This window comes from Arthrobacter sp. NamB2 (assembly GCF_005281365.1).
In the GTDB taxonomy this organism is placed as follows: Bacteria; Actinomycetota; Actinomycetes; order Actinomycetales; family Micrococcaceae; genus Arthrobacter_D.
Window position 1 is genome coordinate 16284 of the sequence record NZ_SZWI01000004.1, and the last position, 18467, is coordinate 34750.

Annotated in this window: 17 protein-coding genes; 7 read left to right on the forward strand and 10 right to left on the reverse strand. The window is 66.8% G+C overall.

The genetic code is table 11. From position 1 onward, the window contains the following. Positions 1-27 precede the first annotated feature (27 nt). The 3 genes from FDK12_RS08790 to coaE form a co-directional block, all read right to left on the reverse strand. Entirely contained in the window at positions 28-1107 is a 1080-nt protein-coding gene (locus tag FDK12_RS08790) for a TerC family protein (protein ID WP_137369240.1), read from the reverse strand. Between the two features lie 265 nt (positions 1108-1372). Continuing rightward, on the reverse strand, positions 1373-3448 hold the full coding sequence (gene uvrB, locus FDK12_RS08795) for an excinuclease ABC subunit UvrB (protein WP_137369241.1): 2076 nt from the start codon (positions 3446-3448) through the stop codon (positions 1373-1375). Between the two features lie 83 nt (positions 3449-3531). Beyond that, positions 3532-4491, reverse strand: coding sequence for a dephospho-CoA kinase (gene coaE, locus FDK12_RS08800; protein ID WP_137369242.1), 960 nt, complete (start codon positions 4489-4491; stop codon positions 3532-3534). Between the two features lie 122 nt (positions 4492-4613). Here coaE and FDK12_RS08805 point away from each other — a divergent pair, with 122 nt between their 5' ends. Then, positions 4614-6284 carry a RecQ family ATP-dependent DNA helicase gene (locus FDK12_RS08805; protein ID WP_223263194.1) on the forward strand — a complete coding sequence of 557 codons (1671 nt, stop codon included), beginning with the start codon at positions 4614-4616 and terminating at the stop codon, positions 6282-6284. A 35-nt stretch (positions 6285-6319) separates the two neighbouring features. Here the strand turns inward: FDK12_RS08805 and FDK12_RS08810 are convergent, their stop codons facing one another. After that, the gene (locus FDK12_RS08810) at positions 6320-6658 is read right to left on the reverse strand and encodes a hypothetical protein (RefSeq protein ID WP_137369243.1); all 339 of its coding nucleotides are present in this window, start codon (positions 6656-6658) and stop codon (positions 6320-6322) included. Positions 6659-6903: 245 nt separating this feature from the next. Between FDK12_RS08810 and FDK12_RS08815 the strand changes: the two genes are divergently transcribed. From FDK12_RS08815 to FDK12_RS08825, 3 genes are all read left to right on the forward strand, one after another. Further along, positions 6904-7605, forward strand: a complete 702-nt coding sequence (locus FDK12_RS08815) for a GAF and ANTAR domain-containing protein (protein ID WP_137369244.1) — start codon at positions 6904-6906, stop codon at positions 7603-7605. A 10-nt stretch (positions 7606-7615) separates the two neighbouring features. After that, complete coding sequence (locus FDK12_RS15415; protein WP_317616729.1) at positions 7616-8038, forward strand: hypothetical protein; 423 nt, start codon at positions 7616-7618, stop codon at positions 8036-8038. A gap of 82 nt (positions 8039-8120) precedes the next feature. Next, a complete protein-coding gene (locus FDK12_RS08825; protein WP_137369245.1) occupies positions 8121-9263 on the forward strand; it encodes a class I SAM-dependent methyltransferase in 1143 nt (380 codons plus the stop codon). Positions 9264-9393: 130 nt separating this feature from the next. On the opposite strand, the gene FDK12_RS08830 is transcribed toward FDK12_RS08825, so the two are convergent. The 4 genes from FDK12_RS08830 to polA all read right to left on the reverse strand — a co-directional run bounded on the left by FDK12_RS08830 (position 9394) and on the right by polA (position 16015). Further along, positions 9394-9894, reverse strand: a complete 501-nt coding sequence (locus FDK12_RS08830; RefSeq protein WP_189636312.1) for a DUF5956 family protein — start codon at positions 9892-9894, stop codon at positions 9394-9396. A gap of 167 nt (positions 9895-10061) precedes the next feature. Continuing rightward, positions 10062-11534: a 30S ribosomal protein S1 gene (gene rpsA / locus FDK12_RS08835; protein WP_104117334.1), complete on the reverse strand. Its 1473-nt coding sequence runs from the start codon at positions 11532-11534 to the stop codon at positions 10062-10064. Positions 11535-11774: 240 nt separating this feature from the next. After that, complete coding sequence (locus FDK12_RS08840) at positions 11775-13076, reverse strand: GNAT family N-acetyltransferase (protein WP_137369247.1); 1302 nt, start codon at positions 13074-13076, stop codon at positions 11775-11777. A 116-nt stretch (positions 13077-13192) separates the two neighbouring features. Continuing rightward, positions 13193-16015: a DNA polymerase I gene (polA, locus tag FDK12_RS08845; RefSeq protein WP_189636313.1), complete on the reverse strand. Its 2823-nt coding sequence runs from the start codon at positions 16013-16015 to the stop codon at positions 13193-13195. Between polA and FDK12_RS08850 the strand changes: the two genes are divergently transcribed. From FDK12_RS08850 to FDK12_RS08860, 3 genes are all read left to right on the forward strand, one after another. Next, complete coding sequence (locus FDK12_RS08850) at positions 16014-16502, forward strand: hotdog fold thioesterase (RefSeq protein WP_189636314.1); 489 nt, start codon at positions 16014-16016, stop codon at positions 16500-16502. The two genes, polA and FDK12_RS08850, sit on opposite strands and share 2 nt — an antisense overlap. A 193-nt stretch (positions 16503-16695) precedes the next feature. Further along, positions 16696-16902: a hypothetical protein gene (locus FDK12_RS08855; RefSeq protein WP_104117337.1), complete on the forward strand. Its 207-nt coding sequence runs from the start codon at positions 16696-16698 to the stop codon at positions 16900-16902. Next, positions 16899-17390, forward strand: coding sequence for a hypothetical protein (locus FDK12_RS08860; protein WP_223263195.1), 492 nt, complete (start codon positions 16899-16901; stop codon positions 17388-17390). The genes FDK12_RS08855 and FDK12_RS08860 overlap by 4 nt, the downstream gene beginning before the upstream one ends. 27 nt (positions 17391-17417) lie before the next feature. Here the strand turns inward: FDK12_RS08860 and FDK12_RS08865 are convergent, their stop codons facing one another. After that, positions 17418-17804 carry a response regulator gene (locus FDK12_RS08865; RefSeq protein ID WP_317616730.1) on the reverse strand — a complete coding sequence of 129 codons (387 nt, stop codon included), beginning with the start codon at positions 17802-17804 and terminating at the stop codon, positions 17418-17420. A gap of 42 nt (positions 17805-17846) precedes the next feature. Beyond that, positions 17847-18467 (reverse strand): hypothetical protein, encoded by a 621-nt coding sequence (locus FDK12_RS08870; RefSeq protein ID WP_137369250.1) that lies wholly within the window; start codon positions 18465-18467, stop codon positions 17847-17849.

Genomic DNA, 18467 nt, shown 5'->3' on the forward strand with positions numbered 1-18467 from the left:
GAAGGAACTCCTCGTCGGCGTTCACGACTAGTGACGCGGATCCTTCGCGCCTGCCTCGTCCGCAGCCTGGTCGAGCCCTTCGTCGACAGCGGAGGACGAGCCGTCGGTGGCCTTGTCCGAGCGTGCCTCGGCCTGCTCGAGCGACCGGGATCGGATCAGGCTGGCGATGACGGCGACGACGATGGTCGCGATGATCACGGCGAGTGACACGAAGGTCGGGATCTCGGGAGCCCACTCGATGTGCTGGCCACCGTTGATGAAGGGCAGCTCGTTGACGTGCATCGCGTGGAGGATGAGCTTCACGCCGATGAAGGCGAGGATGACGGAGAGGGCGTGCTTCAGGTAGATGAGGCGCGTCATCAGCCCACCGAGCAGGAAGTACAGCTGGCGAAGTCCCATGAGGGCGAAGATGTTCGCGGTGAAGACGATGAAAGCGCTCTGGGTGAGGCCGAAGATCGCCGGGATGGAGTCGACGGCGAACAGCAGGTCGGTCAGACCGATCGTCACGAAGACGATGAGCATCGGCGTGAAGACCTTCTTGCCGTCGACCACCGTACGGACTTTGTTGCCGTCGTACGACTCGGACATCGGAAGCACCGAGCGGAGCTTCGAGATGAGCTTGTTGTCGCCCGCGTGTTCCTCGTCCTCGCCGGAGTCCGTGGCCTGCTTGTAGGCGGTGTACAGGAGGAAGGCGCCGAAGATGTAGAAGATCCAGCTGAAGTTCTCGATGACGGCGGCACCGAGTGCGATGAAGATCCCTCGCAGGATCAACGCGATGATGATGCCCACCATCAGCACTTCCTGCTGGTACTTTCTCGGCACCGAGAAGCGCGCCATGATGATGATGAAGACAAACAGGTTGTCGATACTCAGGCTGTACTCCGTGATCCAGCCGGCTACGAACTGCCCCCCGTATTCCGGTCCGGTGAAGGCGAACATCAGCGCCGCGAACACCAGTGCGAGGCCCACGTAGAACGCGACCCAGAGACCGGCTTCCTTCATCGAGGGCTCGTGGGGCCGCTTGACCACGAGCAGCAGGTCGAACAGCAGGATGAGCCCGAGCACGACGAACGTGCCGATCTCGAATGCGAGGGGTAATGCGGGCATGGAGTACCTTCCGAAGGGTGCCGAGGATTGCCGTAAGTCTCTCCGCCGTGGCTTCTGGCCGGCCGACCGCTATGTCCGGCAGGGCGACGATGCCCTGCGTGCTGACGTCCATAGCGCGTGGGATACTCCCCTACGTTCGGTCAATGGTACCCGGGCAGCACAGAAGCCGACGAATGTGCCTGTCCGCTGGACACATCCGCCGGCTTCCTTGACCTTTCGGCCCTGTTCCTCACCCGATCGGCGGCGAGGCGTGCTACCGCAACGGTCAGGCGTGCCCCGCGGACTGCATCTGCCGCAGTTCCTTCTTGAGGTCGCCGACCTCGTCGCGCAAGCGGGCTGCGAGCTCGAACTGCAGTTCGGCCGCTGCGGTGTGCATCTGGTCCGTGAGTTGCTGGATGAGGTCCGTCAGGTCCTCGGCAGGCACCGAGGCGAGTCCCTCGCGGTGCCCCGCGCCCTTCTTCGGCTTCCGGCTCTTGCCGGCTTCCTCGAGAAGCGCACGCGTGTCGGCATCCTCCCGGTTGATGGTGTCCGTGATGTCCGCGATCCGCTTCCGCAGCGGGGTCGGATCGATCCCGTGCTCGAGGTTGTGAGCGACCTGGATGGCGCGACGCCGGTTCGTCTCGTCGATCGCCCGCTCCATCGAATCGGTGATGCGGTCGGCGTACATGTGGACCTGCCCCGAGACGTTGCGGGCGGCACGGCCGATGGTCTGGATCAGCGACGTCGTGCTTCTCAGGAAGCCTTCCTTGTCCGCGTCCAGGATGCTGACCAGTGACACCTCGGGAAGATCGAGGCCCTCGCGGAGGAGGTTGATGCCGACGAGGACGTCGAACGTCCCCATGCGAAGCTCCCGCAGGAGCTCGACGCGGCGCAGCGTGTCCACGTCGGAGTGGAGGTACTCCACCTTGACGCCGTGTTCCAGGAGGTATCCCGTGAGGTCCTCGGCCATCCGCTTCGTGAGGGTGGTCACGAGCACCCGCTCGTTGACGGCGACGCGCTGGCGGATCTCCCCCAGCAGGTCGTCGATCTGTCCCTTCGTGGGCTTGACGACGATCTCCGGATCGACCAGACCGGTGGGCCGGATGATCTGCTGCACATAGCCGTCGGCCTTGCTGAGCTCGTACTTGCCCGGCGTTGCCGAGAGGTAGACCGTCTGGCCGATGCGCTCGAGGAACTCATCCCACTTCAGCGGCCGGTTGTCCATGGCGGAGGGGAGCCGGAACCCGTGGTCGACGAGCGTCCGCTTACGGGATGAGTCACCCTCGTACATCGCGCCGATCTGCGGAATGGTCACGTGGGACTCGTCGACGACCAGCAGGAAATCGTCCGGGAAGTAGTCGAGGAGGCAGTGCGGCGCGGAGGCCGGACCGCGCCCGTCGATGTGCCGCGAGTAGTTCTCGATGCCGTTGCAGAACCCCATCTGCTGCATCATCTCGAGGTCGTAGGTGACGCGCATCCGCAGGCGCTGCGCCTCGACCAGCTTGTTCTGGGACTCGAGCTCGGCGAGCCGCTGCTGCAGCTCGTCCTCGATGTCCTTGATGGCTCGCGTCATGCGGTCCTGCCCCGCCACGTAGTGCGACGCCGGGAAGACGTACATCTCTTCTTCCTCGCGGATCACGTTGCCCGTGAGGGGATCGAGCGTGTAGATGTTCTCCACCTCGTCCCCGAAGAACTCGATGCGGAGGGCGTGCTCCTCGTACATCGGGATGATCTCGACGGTGTCCCCGCGGACGCGGAACGTGCCGCGGTGGAAGTCGATGTCGTTGCGCGTGTACTGCATGCCGACGAACTGCCGGAGCAGCTCGTCCCTGTTCATCTGGTCACCGCGGCGCAGCGTGACCATCTTGTTGATGTACTCCTCCGGGGTCCCGAGACCGTAGATGCAGGAGACGGTGGCGACCACGATCACGTCGCGGCGCGTCAGGAGCGCGTTGGTGGCGGAGTGGCGCAGCCGCTCGACCTCCTCGTTGATGGAGGAGTCCTTCTCGATGAAGGTGTCCGTCTGGGGGACGTACGCCTCGGGCTGGTAGTAGTCGTAGTAGGAGACGAAGTACTCGACCGCGTTGTTGGGCAGCAGTTCCCGGAACTCGTTGGCGAGCTGCGCCGCGAGTGTCTTGTTCTGCACCATGACCAGGGTGGGGCGCTGGACCTGCTCGATGAGCCAGGCCGTCGTCGCGCTCTTGCCGGTACCGGTGGCGCCGAGCAGGACGACGTCCTTCTCCCCGGCGTTGATGCGATCCGCCAGTTCCTTGATCGCCGTGGGCTGATCACCCGCGGGCTGGTACTCGCTGATGACCTCGAACGGCGCCACGACACGCTTGATATCCTGCGCAAGACTCATGCGTTAAAGGTAGCCCGTGCCGGTGACACTTCTCCGCGGATTTGCTGGCGGCTGAAAGGCGCCCGCGGGCGCCTCTCCGGTCCTCAGTCCGCTGCCGGAGGGACGGCCACGAGCACCGTGACGTCGACCGCGGGATCGGCAGTCCTGTGGACGGCCCAGTCCCCCCGGCGGCCTTCGACAGCGTCGAGGACGCGCGGGAAACCTGCCGAGGTCACCGCCCTGCTCACGATCACGACATCATCGGCGTCCCTCGGCATGACGTGGATTTCGGCTCGTGACGCGTCGTCGGGCGGGCCGGCGACGTCGTCGCCGCCGAAGGACACACCGGTCGGAAGTGCTGCTGCAAGCTTGTACCGCACGCGGCGCCCGAGTCCGCGCGTACCCGCCAGGCCCGCCGCGTCCATGGGGACACCGCGGCCGTGAGCAGGCCGGCCTGCGGCGAGGTTCGCCCGGAACGGCTCGATCCGCCCGTTCCACAGGGCATCCGTCGAGGCGAGGAGATCATCGAGCCGACGGTCGTTCGGAAGAACGGCGTCGGCTTCGCGCAGCCGCTGGTCGCGCGATGCCTGGGCCGCGATGCGCTGTTCGGCGTCAGGGCGCTCCATCCCCCGTTCATGCACCATCCGCTCGATCCGCAGGGCATCGGGCGCATCCACGACGACGACGAGGTGGAAACGCGCTGCCTGACCCGTCTCGACCAGGAGGGGGATGTCCTCGACGACGACGGCATCCCCCGGGGCCTGCTCGATGAGTTCCGCTGCGCCCCTCCTCACACGCGGGTGCACGATCGCGTTGAGGCGTTCGCGCGCGGCGGCGTCCACGAAGACGAGTCGCCCGAGGGCAGGACGGTCGAGGGTTCCATCCGCAGCGAGGATCCCGGAACCGAAGGCTTCCACGATCTCGGCGAGACCGTCCGTTCCGGGCGCGACCACTGCGCGCGCCAGAAGGTCCGAATCCACGACGACGGCGCCGAGCTCCCCGAACCGACGCGCGACCACCGATTTTCCGGCAGCAATGCCCCCTGTGAGTCCTATGCGCAACATGGAGCCAGACTAGTCCGCTGCTCCGCTGCGACGTGTCAAGCAGCGGCTGCGGTGCGCTTGCATCGCCTGATCGTCGTCACCCTTGAATACGCTAAGGGAACTTACCTTTCTCGAGGAGCACTGTGACCATAACCCTGCAGGACCTTCAGGACACCGCCGCTGCGACCTTCGGCTGGAGCGATCTGCGTGACGGTCAGGAGCGCGCCATGACATCGGTCCTGGAGGGCCGCAGCGTCCTGTGTGTCATGCCGACGGGCTCGGGCAAATCCGCGATCTACCAGGTTCCGGCCATGGCGCTACCCGGCGTCGCCGTCGTCATCTCGCCACTGATCGCTCTGCAGCACGACCAGGCGGAGTCCATCAACGAGAGCGCCGGTACCACCCGCGCCTACGTCATCAACTCCGGCATGAAGAAGAGCGAACTCGATGCCGCGTGGGAGGCCGCGGCCGATGCGGACCAGACGAAGCGCGCGAAGTTCCTGTTCCTCGCCCCCGAACAGGTTGCGCGCGACGACGTCGCTGCACGGCTCCATGCGCTCGACGTCTCGCTCCTCGTCGTCGACGAGGCACACTGCGTCTCCTCCTGGGGGCACGACTTCCGGCCCGACTATCTTCAGCTCGGTCACCTCGTCAGGGACCTCGCCGTGCCGGTCGTCGCTCTCACGGCCACCGCGTCCAAACCCGTGCAGAAGGAGATCGTCGAGCGGCTCCACCTGTCGGATCCGGTTGTCATCGTCGAGGGTTTCGACCGCCCGAACCTCTCGCTGGATGTCGTCCACCATGTAGAGGGCGCGGACAAGGAGATCGCCGTCCGGGACCAGGTCCTCGACCTGGCCGGCCCGGGCCTCGTCTACGTCGCGACGAAGAAGGCGGCGGACGCCCTCGCTGCTTCCCTGCAGGAGCGGGGGCGCAACGTCGACGTGTACCACGCCGGACGCCGGAAGAAGGAGCGCGAAGCCGTCCACGAGGGTTTCCTGGCAGGCAGTATCGACGTCGTCGTCGCCACGACCGCCTTCGGGATGGGCATCGACAAGCCCGATGTGCGATTCGTCGTCCACGCGGACATCGCCGATTCCCTCGACAGCTATTACCAGGAGATCGGCCGGGGCGGGCGCGACGGACTCGAGTCCCGGGCCATCCTGCACTACCGTCCGGAGGACCTCTCACTCAGGCGGTTCTTCGCAGCCAAGTCCGCCAATCGCAAGCAGCTGGGCGAGCTGTTCGCCCTCCTGTCCGCCCAGGACAAGCCGATCAAGGTGAAGAAGCTGAAAGAGCTCTCCGGTCTGTCGCCACGGAAGCTGACAGGACTCCTGAATCTCCTCGAGGCAGCCGGAGCCGTCTCCGACGGCACGAAAGGTTACCGCGCCAGGAAGATGTCCGCGGAGGAAGCGGCCGACAGGGCGGTCGAGCAGGCAGAGAACCGCGAGAAGATCGACCAGTCCCGCGTGGAGATGGCGCGACGGTACGCCGAGACGCGAGGATGCCGCCGTCAGTTCCTGCTCGCATACTTCGGCGAGGAACTCCCCGAGCCCTGCGGGAACTGTGACAACTGCGCACGTGAGGACACTGCCGTCGTGGATCCGCAGGCGGAGGCCCAGCCACCGGAGCCGCCCGCGGACCTTCCGTTCGCGGTCGATGCCGGGGTCGAGCACCCGGAATGGGGCCGGGGCACCGTCATGGGATACGAGGACGGAATCATCACGGTCCTGTTCGACACCGTGGGCTACAAGACGCTGTCCCTGGAACTGGTCGAGGAGAAGAACCTGCTCGCAGCTGTGCCGTCCGCTGAGTGATGCGGACGGCACAGCCGGGTCAGGCCCTGGTGGGACTAGCGGGGCTGGGCAGGGTTGGTGGGGTCGCCCTGCGACGGAGGATTGATCGGCGGACCGGAGGTCGCCGGACTGACCGATGAACCGCCGGCAGTGCTGCCGACCTCCGGCAGCGAGGCAGCCGCCCCCTCCGCGAGTTCCGCACCGCCCTGCACCGCCTCCAGACGCTGCTGCAGGACGAGTTTCACCGGCAGACGGTCGCCGTGGCCCTCCTCGTAGTCCAGAAGTGCCCTCAAACCGCCCTCGTCGAGACCCGTGATGCGGGTCGGCAGCGTGCCGAGCGGAATGTGGTCGTAGTCGGGCAGTGGCAGTTCGTCACGTCCTGGCGATCCGGTCATGTCAACTCCTTGCTCATTCGAAGTGTGCTTAGTAATCACACCCTAGGCAGGCCGGAGTCCGGCGAGCAACAGTGTCTTGACCGTGGAGGAGGGGTGGCAGCCGCGTGCGCCATCGCTACACCCTCCGGCCGGAGAGCGATACAGCCCGGAGCCGGCCGCTGCGCGTGTGTATCCTGATACTTTGATTCCGATGCACCCCCTGAATTCGACCCCGCTGCCGAGGCTGTGACCGTGTGACTTCACCGATGGAAGAGCTGACTTTCGTCTTCGCCAGACTCAAGGGGCTCATGCTCACCGAAGTGAACGCCGGTCAGGCGGTGGAGGATCTCGCCGAAGCCGTGAAGAAGTCCGTTCCCGGATCGCTGGGGGCCGGCGTATCCCTCATCGACGACCAGGGGCGCAAGCGCAGCACCGGATACACCGACGACGTCGTAGCGGCAGCAGACGCGCTGCAGTACGAGCTCGGACAAGGCCCGTGCCTCACCGCGTGGGCCGCGGAGACGACGGTACAGGTCGACGACGTCAGGACCGACGGACGCTGGCCGCTGTGGCAGCAGTCGGTCTCGGATCTTCCGCTGCGATCGACCCTCAGCACTGCGCTCATCCACGCGGGCCGGAGCATCGGAGCGCTCAAGGTCTATTCGCCCCTGCCGCATGCCTTCTCCGCGCAGGACCGCAAGCAGCTGGCACTACTGGCTTCTCCTGCTGCCATCCTGCTGGGTAGCGCCCAGCCCGACACTGCCCCGGCCGCTGTCAGCGAGGCCCTCCAGGAAGCCTTGAGCGCACGCGACGTCATTCATACGGCGCGCGGGATCCTCATGGAGCGACACGGGCTCGACGCTGACAGCGCCCTGCGGCGACTTCTGTCCGAGGCCTCGACCACGAAGAACGATCTGCGAGCCGTCGCCCTCCTTGTGATCGACGGCGCCACCGGTAGCTCGCGCTGAGGCCCAGCCCGTGGAGAACCTTCCAGATCACGAGTATCAGCGGATCCACCTCCTCCGAGCCATCCGCCACGCCAAGATCGAGTCGAGTGAACTGTGGCTGCATTATTTCGGTCTGGGGGGCGACGCCGGCGAGTACGAGGTGGAAGCGTACCTCCATGGATCATTCACGCTCCCGCCGCTGCAGCGCGATCTCCTGGCTCAGGCTGCGAACGAACTCATCGACAGGATCCCACCACCGCCGCGGGCGCCCTACAGCACGGACCCGGCGGGCACCGGGACGACGGTTGCACCAGGCGGGCAGGTCGAAGAAGCGGCTCCGGACGGTGGTGGTTCCGCGCTGACATGGCTGTTCGACCACCGGCCCGCGAGCGAGACCGGTGGTTCGGGCACCGACAGCGACGGCGCAAACCCGCCGCAGCCCACCGACTCGTGACGGTGCGTAACGACGGAACCAGGGCTGCCAGGACCTCGCACACGTCAGGAATGGCGCACCCCCCCTGTCCGGGACAGTGCGCATGATGCCGTTCGACCTCGGGTCCCTGCGCCGCGCTCCCGACGTCGAGACACCGGAACTGGTAGCGGTCGATGCCGCCGACCGCCTGCTGCTCGACACCGTCACGGCACGTCTCGAATCCCCGGGCGGCCTCGCCGTCATCAACGACTCCTACGGCGCCCTGACCCTCGGTGTCGCTCAGATCGCGGGCCGGAAAGACATCAGGGTCTTCCAGGACAGTGTCGTCAACGAGCGGGCGCTCGCCCTGAATGCCGCCGCATCGGGCCTGCAGGACGTCTACCGGCCCTACCCGCTGGGCGCCTCCCTGCTCGAGGACGTCTCCACCGTGCTCGTACGGCTCCCCCGCTCACTAAACGAGCTCGACGAGATTGCCCGCACCATAGCGGCTCATGCCCGGCCGGACGTGCAGGTGCTGGCAGGCGGGCGGGTCAAGCACATGTCCCTGTCCATGAACGGCGTCCTCGGTCGCTCTTTCGGAGAAGTGGCGGCAGGCCTTGCCCGGCAGAAGGCCAGGGTGCTCGTCGCCTCGCAGCCGCGTCCCGTGGATCCGCACTCCTCCCCTCGCGCGGCTCGGTACGACGTCGGGCTCGGCCGACCGCTGGAGGTCAGGGCCTACGGTGCGACCTTCGGCGGTGCCGTACTCGATCCCGGTACTCGCTTGCTGCTCCCGCACCTGCGGGCACTGGCGCGTCGCGGTCCCTCCGCAGCCGGCCGCGAGGTGATCGATCTCGGCTGCGGAAACGGCACTATCGCCGCATTCATCGCCCTCAGCCATTCGGAACTGAGGGTTCACGCCACGGACCAGTCGGCCTCGGCCGTCGCGTCGACGGCTGCCACGGCTGCGGCCAACGGGGTATCGGACCGCATCAGGGTGAGCAGGGATGACGCGCTGTCCGACGTGCCCGACGCGTCGTCGGATGTGATCGTCCTGAACCCACCGTTCCATATCGGCAGTACGGTGCACGCCGGCATCGCACACAAACTGTTCCGCGAATGCGCTCGCGTCCTGGTGCCCGGCGGCGAGCTGTGGACGGTTTGGAACAGCCACCTCGGGTACCGGCCGGTCCTGGAACGCGTGGTCGGCCCGACGCGCCAACTCGACCGCTCCCCCCGCTTCACCGTCACCTGCTCAACCCGGAAGTAAGGCGTGGAGCCACTCACTCGCGTGTATCGGTGCGTGCCGACGGTATCCGAACCCACATCGGTGCAGCACCGCGACGCGTAACTCGCGCGACCGGTCGGGTCCGCGGTGACGCTTCCTGCATCGCGGGTGCTCATTCCGGTTCCGCATACAGCGTGGCCATACTGCTTCTGAGAATCTGTGCGATCTCCGCCGGGTGCGGAGCACTCGATGCGTGCAGGGCGATCTGGCGGTTGAGATGAGCCCACAGGTGCCGGTCGTTCCCCACGGCCGGCGGCCGGCGGATCAGCCACGTCCAGCCCCGCGGCGGCAGGGGAATCCCCGCGTCGCCCAGGTAGTACTCGATCGCCTCGTTCACCGTCTCGCGATCGGCCTCGGTGAACGGTTCTGTCCAAGTCCGTACGATGCCGCCGGGACCTGGCCCGCTGACACTGACGCTCCGGGTGAGATCGGCAGTCGGCGTCTTCCGTACATTGGCGGTTCCGGCCGCCCAGGCCGTCACCACGCCGAGGCCGTTCTCCGTGGTTTCCCACCACTCGGTTCCCGGCGACCCTTCGGCCACGTCGTCCCAGTCCGTGGTGTCCATGGAGTGCCCCCTGCTCTTCGTGCCGGCATCGATCCACTCGTCCCCCAAGGACGATCCCCACGTCGGCCTGCTGTCCGCGCAGAGCGGCTTGTTGGAAGACTATCTCCGGTCGTCCGCCAGTGCCGCGCGCAGGTGTAATCCGGAAGTGCCGATAACAGAGGAAGCCCCCATCCGGCGGATGGGGGCTTCCTCTGTTACAGCGGTGATGCCGTGGACTACGCTCCGGTCAGCTTCTCGCGGAGAGCCGCAAGTGCCTCGTCGGACGCGAGCGTACCGGATCCGGTATCGGCGGCGACGGGCTCCGAGGAGTAGCTCGTCGCGTTCGACTCGACAGGCTCGTTCGCTGCAGCGGCGTCGTCGGACGCGTGCTGCACGACCTGCTTCTTGTGGGACTCCCAGCGTGACTGAGCCTCGGCGTACTGAGCTTCCCACGCGGCGCGCTGGGTCTCGTAGCCCTCGAGCCATTCGTTCGACTCGGGGTCGAAGCCCTCGGGGTACTTGTAGTTGCCCTCTTCGTCGTACTCGGCGGCCATGCCGTAGAGCGCGGGATCGAACTCGGTGCTGTCGGCGTCGACGCCCTCGTTGGCCTGCTTGAGGCTGAGCGAGATACGGCGGCGCTCGAGGTCGATGTCGATGACCTTGACGAAGAGTTCGTCACCCACGGAGACGACCTGCTCGGCCAGTTCGACGTGGCGGACAGCGAGCTCCGAGATGTGCACGAGGCCTTCGATGCCGTCCTCGACGCGGACGAACGCACCGAAGGGAACGAGCTTCGTGACCTTGCCGGGGACGACCTGGCCGAGTGCGTGCGTACGGGCGAAGGTCTGCCAGGGATCTTCCTGCGTCGCCTTCAGCGACAGCGAGACGCGCTCGCGGTCGAGATCGACCTCGAGGACCTCGACTGTGACTTCCTGGCCGACCTCGACAACCTCGGACGGGTGGTCGATGTGCTTCCAGGAAAGCTCGGAGACGTGCACGAGGCCGTCGACGCCGCCGAGGTCCACGAACGCACCGAAGTTGACGATCGAGGAGACGACGCCCGGACGGACCTGGCCCTTCTCGAGCTTGTTGAGGAACGTGGAACGAACCTCGGACTGGGTCTGCTCGAGCCAGGCACGACGCGACAGCACGACGTTGTTGCGGTTCTTGTCGAGCTCGATGATCTTCGCTTCGATCTGCTGGCCGATGTACGGAGCCAGGTCGCGGACGCGACGCATCTCGACGAGGGACGCGGGAAGGAAGCCGCGGAGACCGATGTCCAGGATGAGGCCACCCTTGACGACCTCGATGACGGTACCGGTGACGACGCCGTCCTCTTCCTTGACCTTCTCGATGTCGCCCCAGGCGCGCTCGTACTGAGCACGCTTCTTGGAGAGGATCAGTCGGCCTTCTTTGTCTTCCTTGGTGAGAACCAGAGCCTCGACCTGATCACCCACGGAGACGACGTCTCCGGGATCGACGTCGTGCTTGATGGAAAGCTCGCGGGAAGGAATGACACCCTCGGTCTTGTAACCGATGTCGAGCAGGACCTCATCGCGGTCGACCTTGACGACCGTACCCTCGACGAGATCTCCGTCGTTGAAGTACTTGATGGTGGCGTCGATCGCTGCGAGGAAGTCCTCAGCGGTGCCGATGTCGTTGATGGCGACGACGGGGGCACCTTGCTTCTCGGTGGTGGTGATGGTCATGTAGTTGGGGCTCCGTTGTGGATGATTACTTGCTCCGGTCATGGCGGACACCGCGATTCCGACTGTGCCGGGAGCGGGTTCCGTAGTCCGGATGTGGACGAAATGGAAAGAACCTCGAAGAGATTCAGGAGTGGTATCGCACTCGGAGGGCCTTCGGCTTGCACCGGGACCCGCCAGAGCGCACTACGCGCCTGTCTAGTCTAGCCTCGGGGTCCAACACCGTCAAAGTGCCGGGCCCACCTAGAAGTGTGTGATGCAGTACGGCTCCTGCGCGCGTCCGAAGAGCGCGTCGAGAAGGCCGACGGCGTCGTCGTGCGCGGTCAGCGCTCCGGCCGACCGGAGTACGGAAGCGGAGACACCGCCGAGGTAGAGGGAACCGAGCGCGTTGACGGTGAGCGTGACATCCGGCGCCGTCGCTGCCTCTACGGGGGCAACCTCCTCCGCCACGCCGTCGACGACGGTCAGGACGTAGCAACCACCCACGATGTCGAGGTCGTCGGTCACGCGCAGGACGATCTTCCCGGTGCCTTCGTACGAACGTCGTGCGAGGGCGCCCTGCACATCGAGCATCCGGACCCACAGCACGTCATCGGTGCCCTTGACCTGGTAGCAGCGGCGGTCACGGAGCGCCCAGGGCAGCGGGTCGTCGCGCCGGGCCCCGTCCCATGTCACGAGTTGCACGAGGTCGAGCGAACCGAGGTAGCGCCACAATTCGAGGTACGCAGAGGGGGTCGCGGCGACGAGATCGACGATCTTCATGGTGTACGGGGTCGTCTCCCACCCGGCGAAGCGGTACGACACGTACCCCACGGGCGTTCCCTCGGCGTCGTAGTGGACGGCCATGCGGACGGCCCGGTCCTCGACGGGGCGCTCACGCCCCCACTCCCCGGAGGCCCGGCGCGGGTAGGCGTACTGACGATCGACGGAGCCGAACGTCGATGCCTGGAATCCGGCGAAGACCTGCTCGGCGAGCCGGACCGCGTGTTCGCGGGCCACCAGCGTCGTCGTGCCGGTCCTGGGCGCCGTGACCTCGAAACGCTCACGTACGTCGACCTCCACCGACTGCGTGAACGTGGCGCATCCGAACCCGAAGCGGCCGTAGATGGTGGCTTCCGAGGCCGTCAGGATCGCCAGGGGAAGGCCTCGCTCCTTCGCCTCCCGCAGGTCCCTCGTCATCATGGAACGGAGGATGCCGTTGCGCCGGTGGCTGGTTCGCACGGTCACGGCCGTGATCTGGTGGACGTCGAGCTGCGCCGCACCGACATTGAGCGCGTGCACCATGGTGCCGTAGGTGGCGACAGGATGGTCCGCGCCGAGGGCTTCGGCGGGCTGGGCCCGGTCGTGGACGCCCCACAGGACGCGCTGATCGGCTTGATAGGCGGCCAGGTATCGCGGGACGTCCTCAGGATCGAACGTGCCCTCATGGAATCCGATGCCTTCGGCGTCGAGCCACTTCACGAAGCGGCCGTCCGCTGTCGCGCTCTCCTCGGCGTCGAGGGAGAAGATCTCGGTGTGCAGGTCTGGGGTCGTGTAGTCGCTCACACCTCACCACCCTAGCCGGGGGCATCCGGGGCGGACCAGGGCCGTCCCCGAACGCCGAGCGCCGAAGGGTAGAACGGCGTCGCGTCCCTCGTGCCTTCCCGTGCCCCTCGTGGTTTCTAGTGCGCCGCGTCGTGCCAGCTGGTACCCGTGCCCACGGAGACGTCCAGCGGCACGGAGAGGTCGGCCGCGCTGCCCATCTGTTCGCGGACCAGCGCCTCGACCGCCTTCGACTCCCCCTCTGCCACCTCGAGGACGAGTTCGTCGTGGACCTGCAACAGCATGCGTGATGCAAGACCGCGACGCGTGAGGGCGTCATCGACACCTAGCATCGCCTTCTTGATGATGTCCGCCGCCGATCCCTGGATGGGCGCGTTGAGGGCAGCCCGTTCGGCCATCTCACGCAGTTGCCTGTTGTCGCTGGACAGGTCCGGCAGGTAACGGCGCCTGCCCTCGATCGTGGAGGTGAAGCCGTCCTTCCGGGCCTGCTCGACGATGCCGCGAAGGTAGTCGCGCACGGCCCCGAAGCGCTCGAAGTAGTCGCGCATCAGCGTGCGCGCCTCGTCGACCGAGATGTTGAGCTGCTTCGAGAGGCCGAAGGAACTCAGCCCGTAGACCAGACCGTAGGACATGGCCTTGACCTTGGCACGCATCGCATTGGTGACATCCGCCGGCGCGACACCGAAGATGTGCGAGCCCACGAAGCGGTGGAGGTCCTCGCCCTCCTGGAAGGCGGAGATCAGTCCCTCGTCGCCGGAGAGGTGCGCCATGATGCGCATCTCGATCTGCGAGTAGTCGGCCGTCATCAGGCTCTCGTACTTCTCCCCGTTGCGGCCCTGTCCGACCACGAACACCTCGCGGATCCGGCGGCCCTCCTCGGAGCGCACGGGGATGTTCTGGAGGTTCGGGTTGGTGGAGGAGAGACGGCCTGTCGCGGCGACCGTCTGGAGGTAGGTCGTGTGGATGCGGCCGTCGTCACCCACGGACTTCCGGAGACCCTCCACGGTCTGCCGCAGCTTCAGCGCGTCACGGTACGAGAGGAGCTGCTCCAGGAAGGGGTGGCCGGTCTTCGTGATGAGATCGGTGAGGGCATCGGCGTCCGTGGAATAACCGGTCTTGATCTTCTTCGTCTTCGGCAGACCCAGTTCGTCGAAGAGGACGGCCTGGAGCTGCTTCGGCGAACCGAGATTGATCTCCTTGCCGATGATCCGGTAGGCCTCGGCACCGGCGGCACTGATCGTCTTCGAGAAGTCGTCGAGCAGCCGGTCCAGTCCGTCCACCGAGACGGCCACCCCCGTGAGTTCCATCCGGGCGAGCACCTCCGCCAGTGGCAGCTCCAGACCGCCGAGCAGCTGGTTTGCTCCCCGCTCCACGAGCTGGCCGGCGAAATGCTCGCTCAGGCGCAGCGCCGCAAAGGCGGCGACCACCGCTGGTGATGCGACGTCGTTGCCCCCGAGGTCGAAGGCCTGCTGGCCCGAGGAATCGTTCGCGGACGCCGTGATGGACAGACGCAGGTGGTACTGGGCGAGGTCCGCGAGATCGTAGCTGCGGCGGTCCGGCTGGATGAGGTACCCCGAGATCGCCGTGTCGTCGACCTCGCCCGCGAGCAGGAAGCCCCGGGCGGAGAGCAGCTTGAACACGGCCTTGAAGTCGTGGACGATCTTCGGCGCATCCCTATCGCCGAGCCAGTCCCCGAGTACCTTTTCGGCCTCCGCATCCAGGGGTTCGAGCGGGATGTAGGCCGCGCTCAGCGTGGTGACGACGGCGATCCCGACGACGTCGGTGGCACCCGCGGTCGTCTCGGTCGCCAGGGCCACCGAGGCCTGGGCCTGGTTCGTCGCCCTGAACCACTGCATCAGTTCCGCAGCGCTTCCGAGCAACGCGTGGGCAGGGGCACTCTGCTCATCCCCTGTGTCCTCCGACTCCTCCTCAGGGAAGAGATCGAACAGGCGCTTGCGCAGCGTGTTGAACTGCAGCGAGTCGAACAGGTCCTCGACGGCGGCGCGGTCGGGGTGCTGCGAGACCATCGCCTCGAGGTCCACGGGCAGGTCCAGATCGGTCAGCAGCCGGTTCAGGCGCCGGTTGCGCTTCACGTCCTCGATGTTCGCCCGGAGCGAGTCACCGACCTTGCCGCCGATCTTGTCGAGGTTCTCGAGGATGCCCTCGAGTCCCCCGTACTGCTTGATCCATTTCGCCGCTGTCTTGGGGCCGACCCCGGGCACGCCGGGCAGGTTGTCCGCGCTCTCCCCCACCAGTGCCGCCAGGTCGGAGTACTGGTGCGGAGGGACGAAGTACTTCTCCTCGATGGCCTGCGCGTCCATCTGCGGGATGTTGGTCACGCCCTGTTTGGGGTACAGCACTGTCACCCGGTCGTTGACGAGCTGGAAGGCGTCCCGGTCCCCGCTGACCACCTGCACGTCCCAGTCGGCGGCAGCGGCCTGGAAGGCCAGCGTCGCGAGGATGTCATCCGCCTCGTAGCCGTCCAGGGAGATGGTCGGGATGCGCATCGCCTCCATCACCTTGATGATCAGGTCCACCTGGCCGTGGAACTCCTCGGGCGTCTTGGAGCGGCCTCCCTTGTACTCCGTGTACTCCTCGGAGCGGAAGGTGGGGGTGTCGAGGTCGAACGCCACGGCGACGTGGCTCGGTTTCTGGTCCTTGATGAGGTTGATGAGCATGGCGGTGAAGCCGTAGACCGCGTTGGTGTGCTGGCCCGTATCGGTCGAGAAGTTCTCCGGCGGAAGCGCGTAGAAGGCGCGGAACGCCATCGAGTGCCCGTCGATGATCAGGAGACTGTTGCGTGAGCCGTCGCTGCGCCGGGCCGGTGCCGGAGTGCCGGCAGGCGCCTCGGAACCCTCGGTGGTGCTCTCGGAAGGCGAGGCCATGGTCAGGGTCGCGGCAGGTTTGGTTGTTTCACTCACAGGTGCCAGCCTAGTTGCCATGACAGACAACCGCACCCAGTCCGACGTCGTCCCGGCACCCGACGAGGAGACGCTGGCGGAGTTGCTCGCCGCCGGGATTCCGCCGGAGATGCATGGCTGGCTGGGCCGCTACGGCGTGGGGGCCCTGACCGTGAAGATGGGCATCGTGTTCCGGGAGATGAGCGCCGAGCGCATGGTCGCGACGATGCCCGTCGAGGGCAACCAGCAGGTTGCCGGCATCCTCCACGGCGGTGCGCATGTGGTGCTGGCGGAGACACTCGGCTCCTTCGCTGCCGGGCTCCACGCGGGTCCCGGCCGCCAGGCCATGGGCATCGAAGTGGGCGCGACCCACCACCGCAGCATCTCCTCGGGTCTGGTGACGGGCACGGCGACGGCCATCCACCTGGGACGCACCCTCACGACGCACGAGGTGGTCATGACGGACGACCAGGGCAGGCGGCTCTCGACGGCCCGGATCACCAACATGATCCGGGACGCCCGCGACTGAGGTTCCCCTCCACCCGGACGCACGGGGCGCCCTCCCGCGGCTCGCCCAGGTACCCCGCTGATCCCTGCAGGGATGGACGGGGCGAATGCAAGCCCGCTCCCGCGCTCGTGCAGGTGTTGCCGCGTCGAACGGGCCCTGCCTACCGTGGACGGGACGGAAGCCGTCCAACCCACACCACCTGAGGGAGCACACCATGGCCGACAAGAAGCTGAAGACCGTTGCCGCCCTCCTGGCCGCGAGCGCGCTGTTCCTCGGCGGCTGCGACCTCGGCAGCAAGGACAGCGACAATTCCGGGACAGACACCGGTAATTACGACGACAACAACGGGATCGACACCGACCTCGGTGACGACAGCCGAGGGAACGATCTCGACGACGCTCCCGAGGGCGGGGACCAGTGACGCACCGCGGCCGGGCCGTGGCTCGGGTTGCCCTCAGGGGCGCCGCGGCCGGTCTCGTGGGCACTGCGGCGATGACGGTGGGCGAACTCCTCGAGCAGCGCATCACGCACCGCCCGGACTCGCACATCCCGGCGAGGACCCTCCGGATCCTCGCGGGCCGGCCGACGGACAATGCCGCGCAGTACCCGCTCTGGAACCATGCGATGCACTGGCTGACGGGCGCTACCCTCGGGGCCCTCCGCGGTGTCTGGTCCGCGACGGGCATCCGCGGAGCGTCCGCGACGGCAGCTCATACCGTCGTGCGCCTCGCCTTCGACCAGACGCTCGAGAACGCGACCGGCGCGGGAGCAGCCCCTTCCCTCTGGCCCGCGGGCGAGATGTCGGTCGACTATCTGCACAAAGGCGTCTTCGCGGTGGTCACGGGTATCGCCTCCGACCGGATGAATCCGCCCTCGCTGGTGAGCACGGCTGGAGCGAGGAGCCACTGACCCGGCGGCAGCGGGCACGGCGCGCGGTCAGGCGCCGGGCGTCACTGCGGTGCCCTCCTGGATGTAGCGCCGCAGCTCGGCGGGCCGGAAAGGCTTGCGCAGGTAACGGTCGGCGCCCGCGTCCAGCCCATGGTGTTCATCGGACGGATCCGCCCGGGCCGTCAGCATCACGATGAAGGTCGTCGAGAACCGCCGGATGCGCTGCGCCACCTCGAACCCGTCGATGTCCGGGAGCCCGACGTCCAGCGTGACGACGTCCGGCATCAGCCTCCGCACCATCTCGACGCCGGCCAATCCTGCCGGTGCCGTGTGGACCCGGAATCCCGAGCCGGTCAGGACGGCATGCAGGAGATCACGGACATCGTCATCATCCTCGATGACAACTGCTGTCCGGGTGGGCTCCATGCTCGGCATAGCGCAAGTTTACTCCGCGGCATCGCTGCGCCCGCGCGGGATCTAGGACTCGGGGCGGGCCGTTGCCTCCACGGGCTCTCCGCCGCCGGCAGGTTGCACCGTCACCGTCGACACCGCATCCGGCACCTCGGGGAATGCCCCGATCATGAGCAGCTCGGTAGTCTCCCCCGGTAGTGCGCCTCCACTGTACTGTTCCAGGACACCCACGACCTCGGGCGACGGGTCGCCGCCGTTCGCCGCCGCTCCCCACTCGCTGATCACCGTCGAAGCCGGCCGGAATTGCAGGTCCTGGCCTTCGGGTGTTGCGACGGTGACCGTGTCGAGGTCCAGCGGCATCGCCCCGTCCGGGTTCTGCACCGTCACGCTCGCGTAGGTCACTTCGTCCTGGCCGAGCTGGCTGCGCAGGGCCTCGACGTCCTCGGGCGCTTGCGCAGGGATTACGACGTCGCCCGTCGCCTCATCGATGAGGAAGGAGAACGTCCCGCTGCCGGCATCCGTGAGTCCCTCGACCGACGGGGCCTCCGACGGAGCCGCGGCCTGCTCGCTGGCTGTCTCCCTGGGATCGGGGGTGGGGCCGGCCGGCTCGGCATCGGTGGCGGGGTTGCCACCGCAGCCCGTCAGGAGGAGCAGTAGGAGGGTCGATGACAGCACGGTCTTCTTCAT